The organism is Promicromonospora sukumoe, assembly GCF_014137995.1.
Lineage (GTDB): Bacteria > Actinomycetota > Actinomycetes > Actinomycetales > Cellulomonadaceae > Promicromonospora > Promicromonospora sukumoe.
This window is the reverse complement of sequence record NZ_JACGWV010000001.1, coordinates 2,392,346-2,406,066: the sequence shown is the minus strand read 5'-3', so window position 1 is coordinate 2,406,066 and position 13,721 is coordinate 2,392,346. Positions and strand designations below refer to the sequence as shown.

At 72.4% G+C, this 13,721-nt stretch carries 12 protein-coding genes; 7 read left to right on the top strand and 5 right to left on the bottom strand.

Annotation, left to right across the window (positions count from 1 at the left end; translation table 11 throughout):
• Nucleotides 1-21: 21 nt before the first annotated feature.
• Nucleotides 22-1,023, bottom strand: a complete 1,002-nt coding sequence (locus FHX71_RS10620; RefSeq protein ID WP_182616046.1) for a helix-turn-helix domain-containing protein — start codon at nt 1,021-1,023, stop codon at nt 22-24.
• Between the two features lie 15 nt (nt 1,024-1,038).
• Nucleotides 1,039-2,058 carry an alpha/beta fold hydrolase gene (locus FHX71_RS10615; RefSeq protein ID WP_246402504.1) on the bottom strand — a complete coding sequence of 340 codons (1,020 nt, stop codon included), beginning with the start codon at nt 2,056-2,058 and terminating at the stop codon, nt 1,039-1,041.
• A 99-nt stretch (nt 2,059-2,157) separates the two neighbouring features.
• Between FHX71_RS10615 and FHX71_RS10610 the strand changes: the two genes are divergently transcribed.
• Together FHX71_RS10610 and nhaA are read left to right on the top strand one after the other, a co-directional pair.
• Nucleotides 2,158-2,628: a MarR family winged helix-turn-helix transcriptional regulator gene (locus FHX71_RS10610; RefSeq protein WP_182616044.1), complete on the top strand. Its 471-nt coding sequence runs from the start codon at nt 2,158-2,160 to the stop codon at nt 2,626-2,628.
• Nucleotides 2,629-2,803: 175 nt separating this feature from the next.
• On the top strand, nt 2,804-4,693 hold the full coding sequence (nhaA, locus tag FHX71_RS10605; protein WP_182616042.1) for a Na+/H+ antiporter NhaA: 1,890 nt from the start codon (nt 2,804-2,806) through the stop codon (nt 4,691-4,693).
• 86 nt (nt 4,694-4,779) lie between these two features.
• Here nhaA and FHX71_RS10600 read toward each other — a convergent pair whose 3' ends face one another.
• From FHX71_RS10600 to FHX71_RS10590, 3 genes are all read right to left on the bottom strand, one after another.
• Complete coding sequence (locus tag FHX71_RS10600) at nt 4,780-5,667, bottom strand: carbohydrate ABC transporter permease (RefSeq protein WP_182616041.1); 888 nt, start codon at nt 5,665-5,667, stop codon at nt 4,780-4,782.
• Nucleotides 5,664-6,566, bottom strand: coding sequence for a carbohydrate ABC transporter permease (locus FHX71_RS10595; protein ID WP_182616039.1), 903 nt, complete (start codon nt 6,564-6,566; stop codon nt 5,664-5,666). The genes FHX71_RS10600 and FHX71_RS10595 overlap by 4 nt, the downstream gene beginning before the upstream one ends.
• A gap of 106 nt (nt 6,567-6,672) precedes the next feature.
• Nucleotides 6,673-7,944, bottom strand: coding sequence for an ABC transporter substrate-binding protein (locus tag FHX71_RS10590; protein ID WP_182616037.1), 1,272 nt, complete (start codon nt 7,942-7,944; stop codon nt 6,673-6,675).
• Between the two features lie 378 nt (nt 7,945-8,322).
• Between FHX71_RS10590 and FHX71_RS10585 the strand changes: the two genes are divergently transcribed.
• The 5 genes from FHX71_RS10585 (at nt 8,323) to FHX71_RS10565 (ending at nt 13,649) form a co-directional block, all read left to right on the top strand.
• Nucleotides 8,323-9,441, top strand: coding sequence for an ROK family transcriptional regulator (locus FHX71_RS10585; protein ID WP_312876999.1), 1,119 nt, complete (start codon nt 8,323-8,325; stop codon nt 9,439-9,441).
• Between the two features lie 98 nt (nt 9,442-9,539).
• On the top strand, nt 9,540-10,676 hold the full coding sequence (locus tag FHX71_RS10580) for a substrate-binding domain-containing protein (protein ID WP_182616034.1): 1,137 nt from the start codon (nt 9,540-9,542) through the stop codon (nt 10,674-10,676).
• Entirely contained in the window at nt 10,673-11,458 is a 786-nt protein-coding gene (locus FHX71_RS10575) for an ATP-binding cassette domain-containing protein (protein WP_182616032.1), read from the top strand. Before FHX71_RS10580 ends, FHX71_RS10575 begins: the two co-directional genes overlap by 4 nt.
• Entirely contained in the window at nt 11,455-12,648 is a 1,194-nt protein-coding gene (locus FHX71_RS10570; RefSeq protein WP_182616030.1) for a sugar ABC transporter permease, read from the top strand. Before FHX71_RS10575 ends, FHX71_RS10570 begins: the two co-directional genes overlap by 4 nt.
• Complete coding sequence (locus FHX71_RS10565) at nt 12,648-13,649, top strand: LacI family DNA-binding transcriptional regulator (RefSeq protein WP_182616027.1); 1,002 nt, start codon at nt 12,648-12,650, stop codon at nt 13,647-13,649. The genes FHX71_RS10570 and FHX71_RS10565 overlap by 1 nt, the downstream gene beginning before the upstream one ends.
• The last annotated feature ends 72 nt before the right edge of the window (nt 13,650-13,721 follow it).

The window sequence follows — 13,721 nt, the reverse complement described above, 5'->3', positions numbered from 1 at the left end:
ACCTGTGTGTCTGACACGTCGTCAGAGCCAGCCCTTGCGGACCGCCTGGACCCCCGCCTGGAAGCGGTTGGCGGCGCCCAGGCGCCGCAGGAGGTCCGCGCTGCGGCGCCGCAGCGTCCGCTCCGAGAGGCCGAGCTCGCGCGCGATCGCCTCGTCCTTGGCCCCCGAGCCGAGCAGGGCGAGCAGCGCCCGGTCGTCCTTGCCCGGACCGCGGTCCGGGGCAGTGGCGCCCGCGAGGCTGTCGGCGGGCGGGATCTCGACGGCGTCGGCCCACACCGCCTCGAACGTCGCGACCAGCAGGTCCACGAGCGGCCCACCCTCGACGACGACGGCGCCCGGGTGCTGCGGGTCGAGGTTCGAGCTGACCAGCGCCGTGCGCCGGTCCGCGATGGCGAGCTTGGTGGGCAGCGACCGCGCGATCCGGGCCTGCTCGCCCACCGACGCCGCGTGCCGCAGCTCCGCCCACGCTCCCGGCAGGTCCAGCACCTCCGCCGCGTACACGGCCCGCCACTGCACGCCGCGCGCCAGGGCGAGCGGCTCGACGGGGTTCTCGTCCGCGAGCACGTACGGCGGCCGGTCGAAGGCCATGAACTCGCCCGTGACCTCGTGCTCCATGCGCGTGTACCAGGCGCCGATCAGCGCCGGGTCGTCGATCACGTGCACCCCCGCGCCCGAGCCGGCGACGTCGGACGTCTGCTCGAACAGCCCGGCCAGGTCCGGGATGGTGGACCGGACCCGGTCGAGCTGCGCCGCCGTGCGGTCGGTCAGCGCCCGCAGGGCCACGCGCGGGTCCACCGCGGTGTACTCGCCGTCGTTCCCGCTCGTGCGGTTGATCAGGCCCGCCGCGCGCAGCCGCGCCAGCATCCCGGCCGGGTCCGTGCCCTCCAGCGGCACCTCCGCCCCGACGTCCTCCACCCGCACCGTGCCCTGCGCGAGCACGTACCGGTAGACGAGGCGGGTGTCGTCGTCGATCCCGACGGCCTGGAAGTCGCTGTCGAGCTCGGGCTCGGGATCGGGGGCCATGGGGGTCAGCGTAGGTCAGGGCCGGGTGCGGGCCTCGCTGTCGGCGTCGCTGTCGGCGTCGCTGTCTTGGCGGTCGGCTTGATCGTCGACGTCGGTGGGGAAGTCGATGTCAGCCAGGAAGGCGAGGACCGCCTCGGCCAGCGCCTCCGGCGCCTCGAGCGCGACATGGTGCCCGACGCCGTCCAGCAGCACGGACCGGACCTCACCGTCGGCGACCTGGCTCATGGTCCCCGCGGTGAACGGCCCGCCGCTCGAGCCGACCGCCAGCACGGGGACGGTCAGGGGGCTCGCCTCGGCGAGGGCCCTGAGCTCGGCGCCCTCGGTGAGCATCGACCGGTACAGGCCGGCCGCGCCGCGCCATCCGCCGGGACGGGAGTAGGTGCGCGCCAGCTCGGCGACGTCCGCCTCGGTGACCGCGTCCGGCGCCGCCGTCATGGTGGGGAACACCCAGCCGCCCAGGAAGTCGCGCTCGCGCCCGGCGAGCAGCAGCTCGGGGACGCCGGGGGCCGCCAGAGCGCCCACGTGCCAGGAGCCGCCGTGCGTGACGTCGGCGAGGCCCTCCAGCCCGAAGCCGGCCAGGCCCATCTCGACGGCGGTGAGGCTGGCGACGTCCTCGGGGTGCGTCGCGGCGAGCCGGAACACCGTGGCCCCGGCGATGTCCTGGCCCAGCAGGTGCACCGGGCCGAGGCCGAGGTGCTCGACCAGCCGGTGCAGGTCCTCGGCCGCGGTCGCGCTGGCTCCCTCCGTGGGCTCCGTAGTGGTGCCCGGGAGGGTCTCCGAGTCACCGAAGCCGCGCAGGTCGACGGCGAACACCCGGTGCCGCTCGGCCAGCAGGGGGATCACCCGGTGGAACGCCCACCAGGTCTCGGGGAAACCGTGTACGAGCAGGACCGGGGTGCCCTCGGTGCCCGCCGACACGTAGTGCAGCTCGGTGCCGTTCAGGCGCGCGGTGTGGTGCGCCACGCCTTGGGTGGCGGTTGTGGGGTCGGCGGCGGTGGGGGCAGACGTCGTGGGAGCAGAGGTCGTGGGGTTCATGCGGGTCATCTCCTGGGGGCGAGCGATAGATCGACAACGTGGTTGTCTAAAACTAGTCAACCAAGTTGTCTTTGTCCAGCGGCCACATAGGCTGACGCCATGTCTCGATCCGGCGCCGACCTCGCCCTTCTGCTCCTGGGCGGCTACCGCACGCTCGTGGACGCCGCGACGGCCGAGCTGGCCGCACGCGGCTACGACGACTTCCGCCCGGTCCACGACTTCGTGATGCGGGCCGTCGCCGCGGGCGCCGACAGCGCCTCCGAGGTGGGCCGGCGCACGTCCGTCTCGAAGCAGGCGGCGGCGAAGACGATCGCGGTCCTCGTGGACCGCGGCTACGTCTCCAGCGAGGCCGACCCCGCCGACGCCCGGCGCAAGCGGCTGCGGGTGACCGAGCTCGGCTTCGACGTGCTGCGTCAGGGGGAGGCGATCTTCGACGGGCTGCGCGAGGCGTGGGAGCGGCGGATCGGCACCACGGAGCTCGCCCTGCTCGAGGAACGCCTCACCACGCTGGTCGGCGACGGCGCGGTGCGCCCCGACGCGCCCGGGTGGGTCGCGCAGGATGCCGGCTGAGTCGCCGGTTGAGTCCCCGGGCGAGTGCCGGCGCGGGCGTCACCGGGAGCGCGGGCGCGCGTCGTCGGGCGGGTGAAAACCCGCGGAACCATGGGGATCGCGCACTAATCTGAGCGGCAAGAATCACTACTTTTCATGCTGACCGGCCGTGGCGACGCGCGAAACAGGAGAAAAGATGGCGAACCTGACCATTATCGAGCGGTCGCCCGACCCCGAGACGCACGACCCGGGACCCCGCTGGCCCTCGATCGCCGTCTGGATCCGCTCGCTCGGCGAGAGCCGCCTCGGCGCGCTCCTCCTGCTGCTCGGCACCGTCGCGGCGATCGTCTGGGCCAACGTCTCCTACGAGTCGTACAGCGAGTTCTGGGAGACCCACCTCAACCTCGGCGTCGGCGACCTGCAGATCGAGTTCACGCTGCACGCCCTGGTCAACGACGCGCTCATGGCGATCTTCTTCTTCACCGTCGGCCTGGAGGTGCGGCGCGAGTTCGCCATCGGCGAGCTGACGAGCTGGTCGCGCGCCATGGTCCCGGTCGCCGCCGCCGTCGCCGGGCTCGTGGTGCCCGCCGTGCTCTACGTGCTCATCGCGCGAGGCTCCGGCTGGGAGCACGCCTGGGGGATCGTCATCTCCACGGACACCGCGTTCGTCGTCGGCGCGCTCGCCCTGATCGGGCCACGCGCGCCCGGCCGGCTCAGAGTCTTCCTGCTGGCGCTCGCGGTCGTGGACGACATCGGCGCCCTGAGCATCATCGCGCTGGTCTACACCGAGAACTTCGACCCGCTGCCGCTGCTCATCGCGGCGGTGGGCCTGGTCGGCGTCTACCTCACGCGGTACGTGCCCACGGGCCGCGGGCCCATCTACGCCACGCTCTCGATCGTGGTGTGGGGCGCGTTCCTGGCCTCGGGCGTGCACCCGACCCTGGCGGGCGTCGCCATCGCGCTGCTCGTGCCGGTCTACCGGCCCAGCCGGCGCGACGTCGAGCACGCGCTGACGCTGGCGCGCACGTTCCGGCAGTCGCCGAACAGCGACTACGCGCGGGCCGCGGCGAACAGCCTGCGCGAGTCGATCTCGATCAACGAGCGGCTCCAGACCGCCTACGCCCCGTACGTGGCGTACGTGATCCTGCCGCTGTTCGCCCTGGCCAACGCGGGCGTGCAGATCAACGCCGAGATCCTGTCGGCGGCGGCCGGGTCCGCCATCACCTGGGGCATCATCATCGGCCTCGTGGTCGGCAAGTTCATCGGCGTGCTGGGCTCGGGCACGGTCATGCGCGTCTTCCGCATCGGCGACCTCGGGCCCGGGCTGTCGCTCGACCGGCTCGCCGGGGGCGGCGCGCTGTGCGGCATCGGCTTCACGATCTCGCTGTTCATCGTCGACCTCGCCATCGACGACCCGGGGGTGCAGAACGAGGCCCGGGTGGGCGTGCTGACGGCGTCGGTCATCGCGTTCCTGCTCGCCGCGGTGATCTTCAAGATCTCCGACCGCGTGCACCCGTCCAAGGAGGCGGGCGCCACGCTGCTGCGCCCCGTCGACCCAGCCCGCGACCACGTGTACGGTCCCGTCGACGCGCCGTACACGCTGGTGGAGTACGGCGACTTCCAGTGCGGGTTCTGCTCCAAGGCGTCGGGCGCCATCCAGGAGGTGCACCGCGAGCTCGGCGACCGGCTGCGGTACGTCTGGCGGCACGCGCCGCTGGACCGGTACCACCCGAACGCCGTCGCGGCGGCCGAGGCCTCGGAGGCCGCGGCGCTGCAGGGCAAGTTCTTCGACATGGAGCGCAGCCTGCTGCTGGACCAGGAGAACCAGCTCCCGTCCGACATCGTGCGGCGGGCCACGGAGCTCGGGCTCGACGTCGACCGGTTCGAGCGGGACCTGGTCTCGCCGGAGGTCGCCGGCCGGGTGCGCGACGACGTGCTCGACGCCGAGGCCATGGAGGTCACCGCCGTGCCGACGTTCTTCGTCAACGGCCGCCGGCACACGGGCCCGTACGACGCCCAGTCCCTGATCCACGCCCTGGAGACGACGGCCCCGGCCCCGACGCCGTCGTCCCCCCAAACGGACTGAACGTGTCAGACGTACAGGTCACCCGGGTGACCTGTACGTCTGACACGTCCTGGGGGAGTGGGGGTGAGGGGCTAGGGCGGGAAGGGTCAGCCCTTGACCGAGCCCGACATCAGGCCGCCGACGAAGTACTTGCCGAGGATGATGTAGACCAGCAGGGTCGGCAGCGACGCGAACAGCGCGCCGGCCATCGAGACGCCGTAGTTCTGCAGCAGCGCGCCGTTGGCGAGGTTGTTCAGCGCCACGGTCACGGGGCCGTTCTGCGACGACGAGAAGAACACCGCGAACAGGAAGTCGTTCCACGCCGACGTGAACTGCCAGATGAGCACCACGACGAAGCTGGGGATCGAGATGGGCAGCACGATCGACCAGTAGGTGCGCAGCATGCCCGCGCCGTCGACGCGCCCGGCCTCGATGAGCTCGTGCGGCACGGTCTGGTAGTAGTTGCGGAAGATCAGCGTCGTGATCGGGATGCCGTAGACCACGTGCAGCATGATCAGCGTGGGCACACCCGTGGGGATGCCGATGTCCAGGACGAGCTGGGTCAGCGGGATCATCACCGCCTGGTACGGGATGAACATGCCGAACAGGATCAGCGTGAACACGATGTCCGCGCCGCGGAAGCTCCAGCGGGAGAGCACGAACCCGTTCAGCGAGCCGAGGAACGCCGAGATGATCGAGCTCGGCACGACGATCGCCAGGGTGCGCCCGATCGCGGGCGCCAGCGTGGTCCACGCCGTGGCCCAGTTGTCCATGGTCCAGATCTGGGGCAGGGCCCAGGCGCGGCTCGGGTCGGCGTCGCCGGTGCCCTTGAAGCTGGTCACCAGCAGCACGTAAACCGGGATCAGGACGATGACCAGGAAGAAGATCAGCGCCGCGTACTTCAGGGTGCGCGCGAGCGAGTACCGGCCCTTGTGCACGCGCGGCGCGACGGGCGCCGGGCGGTGCGCGGTGAGCTGTTCGGCTTCGGCGGTCATCGCTTCTCCTCGCGGTTCGTGCGGACCAGGTAGGGCACGATGACGATCGCGACGATGATCAGCAGGATCGAGCCGACGGCGGCGGCGTTCGCGTAGTCGAAGCTCGACTTGAACACGAACATGTCCACGGCCGGCACCTTGGTCTGGTAGTTGGCCGGCTTGGAGATCGACATGATGAGGTCGAACGCCTTGAGCGACATGTGGCCGATGATGATCAGCGCGGACAGCGCGACCGGCGAGAGCTGCGGGAACAGCACGTGCCGGTACAGCTTCCACTCCGAGGCGCCGTCCATCCGGGCCGCCTCGCGCAGCTCCTCGGGGATGCCGCGGAACCCGGCGAGGAACAGCGCCATCACGTAGCCGGAGAGCTGCCAGATCGCCGGGATGGCGATGGCGATGATGCCGAACGTGACGTTGTTCCACCAGTTGTTCTGCAGCGCGTCGAGCCCGACGATCTGGAACAGCCGGTTCAGGCCGGAGGCCTGTTCGTCCTGGTTGGAGTTGAGCAGCCACCGCCACACCACACCGGAGGCGACGAACGAGACCGCCATCGGGAAGAGGTAGACCGACCGGAACAGCCCCTCGCCCTTCATGGGCTTCTCGAGCATCCACGCCCACAGGAAGCCCATGACCATGGTCCCGACGAGGAACACGACCGTGTACAGCACGAGGTTCATCAGCGAGTGCTGGAAGTCCTCGCTGGCCAGCAGGTCGACGTAGTTGGTGAACCACACGAGCACGGCCGGCTGCTGCCCGGTGGCCTGCGCCGCCGTGTGGTTGTCCGTCAGGGACGTGGTGAAGTTGGCGGCGATCAGCCCGTAGACGAAGACGCCGAGGAGGATCAGGGACGGGGCGAGCATGAGCAGCGGTGGCCCGACTCGCCGCAGTTTGTTCAGCATGTAGGTACCTCGGGTGGGTGGGCGCAGCCGCGCGCCGTCGGGAGGACCCGACGGCGCGCGACGTACGGCGGTGTGCGTTACGCGGGAGCTTGCGGCACCCGTGGGATCAGCCCTGCGCGGCCGCGGCCAGCTCGGACTGGTACCCGGCGAGGTCGGACGCACCGGTCGTGAACTTGCTGGTGGCGTCGGAGATCGCGTTCAGCGTCGCGACCGGGGCCGCCGCGCCGTGCGCCAGCGAGGACACGATCGTGTCGTTCGAGAACGACTCGATGGCGGTCTGCTGGTACTCCGAGAAGTCGGCCGGGTCGGCGTCGGTCCGGGCCGGGATGGAGCCCTTGGCCTTGTTGAACGCGACCTGCCCGTCCAGCGAACCGACGGTCTCCAGCCAGGCCTTCGCGCCGTCCGGGTGGGGGGCGCCGACCGGCAGGGTGAAGGAGTCGGCCAGGAAGTCGAACACGCCGTCGGTGCCGGGGACCGGCGCCGCGGTGAAGTCCGTGCCGAGCACCTTGTCCTGCTCCTCGAACGCCGCGACCGCCCAGTCGCCCATGACGTTGAACGCCGCGGTGCCGTCGATGACCATCTGGGTCGCCTCGGGCCAGTCGAGACCGTCACGGTCGTCGTTGGTGTAGCTCATCAGCGTCTCGAAGTCCTCGAGCGCGGCCTTGACCTCGGGGCCGTTCCAGTCGGTGGAACCGTCCCACAGGCCGCTGTACGCCTCGGCGCCCAGGTCGGCGAGCAGCACCGTCTCCAGCAGGTTGACCTGCGTCCACGTGGTGCCGACGGACAGGGCGGTGACGCCCGCCTTGTCGAGCTTCTCGAGGTCGGCCATCCACGCGTCGAGGTCGTCGTAGGTCGCCTCGGGGTCGACGCCGTTGTCCTCGAGCACCGTCGGGTTGGCCCAGACGACGTTCGCGCGGTGGATGTTCGACGGGATCGAGTAGATCTTGCCGTCGTCGGTCGAGAGCCGGTCGACCAGGTCGGCCGGGAAGACGTCGGTCAGGCCGAACTCGTCGTACAGGTTCGAGACGTCCTCGATCTGCGCGGCGTCGATGTAGTCCTGGAGCTCCGCACCGGCGTGCGCCTGGAACGTGTCCGGCGGGTCCTGCGCCTGCAGACGGGTCTGCAGCAGGTCCTTGGCCGCGGAGCCCGCGCCACCGGCGACGGCGCCGTTGACGAACTCGATGTCGGGGTGCTGCTCGTTGAACACGCCGACGAGGGCGTCGAGGCCGGCCTTCTCGGACCCGGCCGCCCACCAGGTGAACACCTCGACCTGGTCGGCTCCGCCGCTCGCGCTGCTGCCGTCGCCGCCGTCACCGCTGCCGCCGCACGCGGCCAGCGTGAGACCGAGCACAGCGGCTGTCGCCACCGTCGCGGTCATCCTCTGGTTCACTCGCATCTGGGGTCCCTCAACCTTCCTCGGTCGCTGGAGCACCGGCCCGGGGCGTCGACGTCGAACGCGGCGAAGGTGAAGTCTCTTCGTGCTCAGGACGACGTCGTTCTGGTGGACCGGCCGGGCGCGCCTGTACGCCCGTGAACCCGGCTCTATCGAACGGCCACTCGTCCTTGGTGTCAAGAAATGAACGCAAGCGTCGCTGGATCGTGACCTGAACGTTCAGTTCGTGTATCCAAAGCAGTCATACCAGGCTGATTTCAGACAGGGGCACGCAGGAAGGCGGTTACCCTGGGCGCTGTGCGCGCGGATCGGGTAACACCGGGCTCGCAGACCTCGCTGCGTGAGGCCAACCGAGCCAGGATCGTGAGCGCCGTCCAGCAGCGTGGCTCCCTCACGCAGATCGAGCTGGCCGGCGTCACAGGGCTGTCCCCGGCCACGATCTCGAACATCGTCAAGGAGCTCACCGTCGCGGGCGTGCTGCACACGTCGCAGTCGGTGCGCAACGGCCGCCGCGCCCTGCAGGTCACGCTCGCCCGCAACCTCGGCGTCGTCGCCGGCATCCGGTTCGGCATGCGGTCGCTCAGCGTCGCGCTCGCCGACGCCTCCATGCGGGTCCTCGCCGAGCAGCGCATGCCGCTCGCGCCCGACCACCGCGCCGACGCCGGCCTGCAGCGCACCGCCATGCTCATCCGCGAGATGCTCGAGTCCGTCGACGCCGACCCGTCCGAGCTGCTCGCCGTCGGCGTCGGGGTGCCCGCGCCCGTCGACATCCGCACCGGCCAGGTCGTCACCGTCGGCATGATGCGCGGCTGGGACGGCGTGCACGTCGACGAGATCCTCGGCTCCGAGCTCGACGTCCCCGTCACCGCCGACAACGACTCCACGCTCGCCGCGATCGCCGAGGCCCGGTTCGGCGCGGGCGCCGGCCACGACTCGGTCGCCTACATCCGCGTCTCCCACGGCGTCGGCGGCGGGCTCGTGCTCGGCGGCCGCGCCGTGCACGGCCGGTCCGGCGTCGCCGGCGAGATCGGCCACGTGTCCGTCGACGAGCACGGCCCCGTGTGCCGCTGCGGCAACCGCGGCTGCCTCGAGATGCTGGTCGGCGCCTCCAGCCTCCTCGCCATGCTCCCGCCCGAGGCCGGGCACCTCACCCTCGCCGACCTCGTCGCCCGCGCGCAGGACGGCGACGCCGGCTCGCGCCGCGTCGTCTTCGACGCCGGCCGCCACCTCGGCGTGGCCCTCGCCAACCTCTGCAACCTCGTCGACCCCGACGTCGTGGTCATCGGCGGCAAGCTCGCCGAGGCCGGCGAGCTGCTGCTCGAACCGCTGCGCACCTCGCTCGGCCAGCGCGTCGTCGCCACCTCCCGCGGCCCCGTCGAGGTGGTCCCGTCCGCCCTGGGGGCCGACGCCGGCGTGCGCGGCGCCCTGGCCGCGGCCCTCGACCAGGCGCGGATGTTCGGATCCCTGGGAGTGAGCTCATGAACCGCCGACCGCTCCAGCGCCCGTTGAGTGCGGGGTATCTGCGCTCTCGAAACGGTTCGACACCCCAGATGGCCCGCACTCAACGGAGGCGGGCGGTTGTGGCGGCCCTTGCCGGGGTGGCGCTCGTGGCCGGGCTCGGCGGGTGCGCGCCGTCCGAGCCCGCGGGCGCCGCCGGCGTGCCGCACGAGGGGACGATCGGCCTGCTCCTGCCCGAGGCCCAGACGGCCCGCTACGAGGCGTCCGACCACCCCACGTTCGTCGCCGTCACGGGCCGCCGCTGCCCGGGCTGCACCGTGCTGTACGCCAACGCCGGACAGGACGCCGCCGCGCAGCTCCAGCAGGCGGAGTCCATGCTCGCGCAGGGCGCCGACGTGCTGGTGCTCGACGCCGTCGACACGGTCGCCGCGGCCGGTATCGTCGCGCAGGCCAAGCGGCTCGGGGCGCAGGTCATCGCCTACGATCGGTTCGTGGACGGCGCGGACTACTACGTGTCGTACGACTACGAGTTCATCGGCTTCCTGCTCGGCTCGGCACTTGCCGGTGCGGTCACGGAACGAGAGTCTGAGAAGGACGCTGAACCAGAAGCCGGGCCGGACGCCGGGGAAGACACCGGACAAGACGCCGGAGGAAACGACACGGACCGGCCGGGAGTGCTGCTGGCGCACGGCTCGGCGACCGAGCCCAACGCGCTCGCCATCGCCGCCGGCACCCGCCGCGCCCTCGAAGGAGAGGACATCGACGTGCTCGCCGAGTACTACACGCCCGACTGGAGCCCGGACAAGGCCACCGAGTGGACCGAGGCCATGCTCATCCGGTTCCCCGGGCAGGTCGACGGCGTGCTCGCCGCCAACGACGGCATCGCGGGCGGCGCCATCGCCGCGGCCAAGGCCGCGGGCCTCGACCCGGTTCCCGTCACGACGGGGCAGGACGGCGAGCTGGCTGCCGTGCAGCGCATCGTCGCGGGCGACCAGTACATGACGGTCTACAAGGCGACCGACCAGCAGGCCCAGACCGCCGCCGAGCTCGCCGTGCGCGTGCTGCGCGGCGAGGAGCCGCGCACCACCGCCGTCATCCAGGGCGTGCCGACCGTGCTCCTGGCGCCGCGCGCCGTGGGCGTCGACGACGTCCAGCACGTCATCGTCGACGGGCACGTCTACACCACGGACGAGATCTGCGTGCCCGCCTACCGGGACGCGTGCGAGCGCGCGGGCATCATCGGGGAGGGCGCCCGATGAGCGACCCGGTGCTCTCCCTGCGCGGCGTCTCCAAGCGGTTCGGCGGCGTCCGCGCGCTCGTGGACGTCGACGCCGACGTGCACGAGCACGAGGTGCTCGCCGTCGTCGGCGACAACGGGGCCGGCAAGTCCACGCTCGCCGGCGTGCTCGCCGGCGCCCACCGGCCCGACGCCGGCCAGGTGCTGCTCGACTCCCGCCCCGTGGTGCTCGACTCGCCCGCCGCCGCCCGCGCGCTCGGTATCGCGGCCGTGTTCCAGGAGCTCGCGCTCGTGGACGACCTCGACGTCGTCGAGAACCTGTTCCTCGGGCACGAGACCCGGCGCGGCCTGCTGCTCGACGAGGTCGCGATGGAGCGCGAGGCGTGGCGCCTGCTCGACCAGCTCGCCGCCAGCGTGCCCAGCGTGCGCGACCCTGTCCGCACCCTGTCCGGCGGGCAGCGCCAGACCGTCGCCGTGGCCCGTGCGCTGCTCGGCTCCCCGCGCGTCGTCGTCCTGGACGAGCCGACGGCGTCGCTCGGCATGCGCCAGACCGCCGAGGTGCTCAACCTCATCGTCCGGCTGCGCGAGCGCGGGCACGCCGTCGTCCTGGTCAGCCACCAGGCGGGCGACCTGCAGGCCGTGGCCGACCGCATCCTCGTGCTCCGGCTCGGCCGCGTGCACGACGTGTTCGACGGCGACGCGTCCTACGAGGACCTGCTCGCCGCCATGACCGGCGCCGTCCGGCCCGGCGCGGTGCGCCCCGGCACCAAGCACGCGGACTCCGGACGGGCGGTGCGCCGGTGAACGGGCCCCAGGGCGCGACCGGCGTCGGGCTGACCGGCGCCGTCTGGCAGCGGGTGCGCGGCGGCAACAGCCTGCTCCCCATCCTCGCCGCGCTCCTGGTCATCTGGGTGGTGCTCGGCGCCGTCAACCCCGCCTTCCTCGCCCCCGAGAACCTGGTCAACCTCACGCTGCAGAGCGCCCCCGTCGGCGTCATCGCCCTCGGCGTCGTGCTCGTGCTGCTCGTCGGCCAGATCGACCTGTCCGTCGGCTCGGTGAGCGGGCTCGCCGCGGCCGTCGTCGCCGTCGGCTCCGTGAACCTCGGCTGGCCCGTGGCGCTCGCGATCCTCGCGGCGCTGGCCTGCGGCGTGGTGGTGGGCCTGGGGTACGGGGCGCTCTCGACGCGGCTGGGGCTGCCGAGCTTCGTGTTCACCCTGGCCGGCCTGCTGTTCCTCGCCGGGGTGCAGCTCCGCGTGCTCGGGCCGATGGGCTCGATCAACCTGCCGTTCGAGTCGTGGTTCGTGCGCTCGGTGCAGCAGGGCTTCCTCTCGCCGGCCGCCGCGTGGGCGCTGGTGGCCCTCGTCGTCGCGGGCACGGTGACCGTGCAGGTCGTGGCCCGGGCCCGACGTCGGCGCGCGGACCTGCCCTGCGCGAGCGTGCCCCAGATCGTGGTGCGCACCCTGGTGCTCGCCGCCGTGCTCTCCGCGATCGTGGCCTACCTGGGCTCGGCCCGCGGCATCGGCTACACGGTGGTCCTGTTCGCGGCGCTCGTCGTGGTCACGGACGTGCTGCTGCGCCGCACCCGGTGGGGCCGCTCGGTCCGGGCCGTGGGCGGCGACCGTCGTGCGGCCGTGCTGGCGGGCGTGCCCGTGCAGCGGACCGTGGTGCTGTGCTTCGTGGCCTGCTCGACCCTGGCCGCGCTCGGCGGCGTGCTCGCCGCGGGCCGGCTGGGCGCCGCGAACCAGGGCACCGGGGGAGCGGACACCTACCTCGTGGCGATCGCCGCGGCGGTGATCGGCGGTACGAGCCTGTTCGGCGGGCGCGGCAGCGCGTGGTCGGCGGTGCTCGGCGTGCTGGTCATCCAGTCCATCGCCAACGGCCTCACGCTGATGAACGTGGACCAGGCCGCGCGGTACATGGTCACGGGCGCGGTGCTGCTCCTGGCGATCATCATCGACATGCTGATGCGCAGACGACGGGAGGGCCTGACGTGATGCGTCGACCGACGCTGGCGGTGGTGGCGCAGGCGGCAGGGGTGAGCCTGAAGACCGCCTCCCGGGTGCTGAACGGCGAGCCCAACGTGGCCACCGCGACGCGCGAACGGGTGCAGGACGCCGCGGCGTCCCTGGGCTTCCGGCGCAACGCCGTGGCCGCCGACCTGGCCCGGGGCGGCCTCTCGCGGCTCGTCGGGTTCATCACCGGCGACCTGGCCAACGAGTTCTACTCCGCCCTGGCCAGCGGCATCGAGCGCGAGCTGCGGGAGCACGGGCTGCAGCTCCTGACGGCGTCGTCCGACGAGGACCCCGAGCGCGAGGCGTCCCTGACGGGCGAGCTGATCGAACGCCGGGTCGGCGCCCTGATCGTCACCCCGGCGGGTGCCGACCACTCCGCGCTGCGCGGCGAGATCGCCGCCGGGCTGCCCGTCGTGGTCGTGGACCGGCCGGCGGCCGGGATGGACGCCGACACGGTGGTCATCGACAACCGTGGCGGCACGCGGGCCGCCGTCGCGCACCTGCTCGCGCACGGGCACCGCCGCATCGCGTTCGTGGGCGACGAGCCGCACCTGTGGACCTACCAGGAACGCAGCGACGAGTTCCTCGCCGCGCTGCGCGAGGCGGGGGTGGCCGACGCCGAGCGGTGGGTCCGCTCCGGCGCGCACGACGCCGCGGCCGCCCGCGACCTGGTCCTCGAGCTGCTCGCGGCCCCCGAGCCGCCCACCGCGATCCTCGCCGCGAACAACCGCGCCACCGTCGGCACGCTGCAGGCGCTGCGCGACACCCCGGGCGGAGACCAGGTCGCCGTGGTCGGCTTCGACGACTTCGAGCTCGCCGACCTGCTCGGCATCACCGTGGTCGCCTACGACGCCGTCGAGATGGGCCGGCGGGCCGCCGAGCTCGCCGTCGCGCGGTCCGCGGACCCCGACCGGACGGTCGAGCAGGTCGTGCTGCCCACCCGGGTGGTGCCCCGGGGCAGCGGCGAGCGGCCGCCGCGCTGACCGGCCGCCGCTGACCGGCCGCCGCTGAGCTGCCGCCGCGCTGACCTGCCGTTGACATCCGGGCTGGCCTGC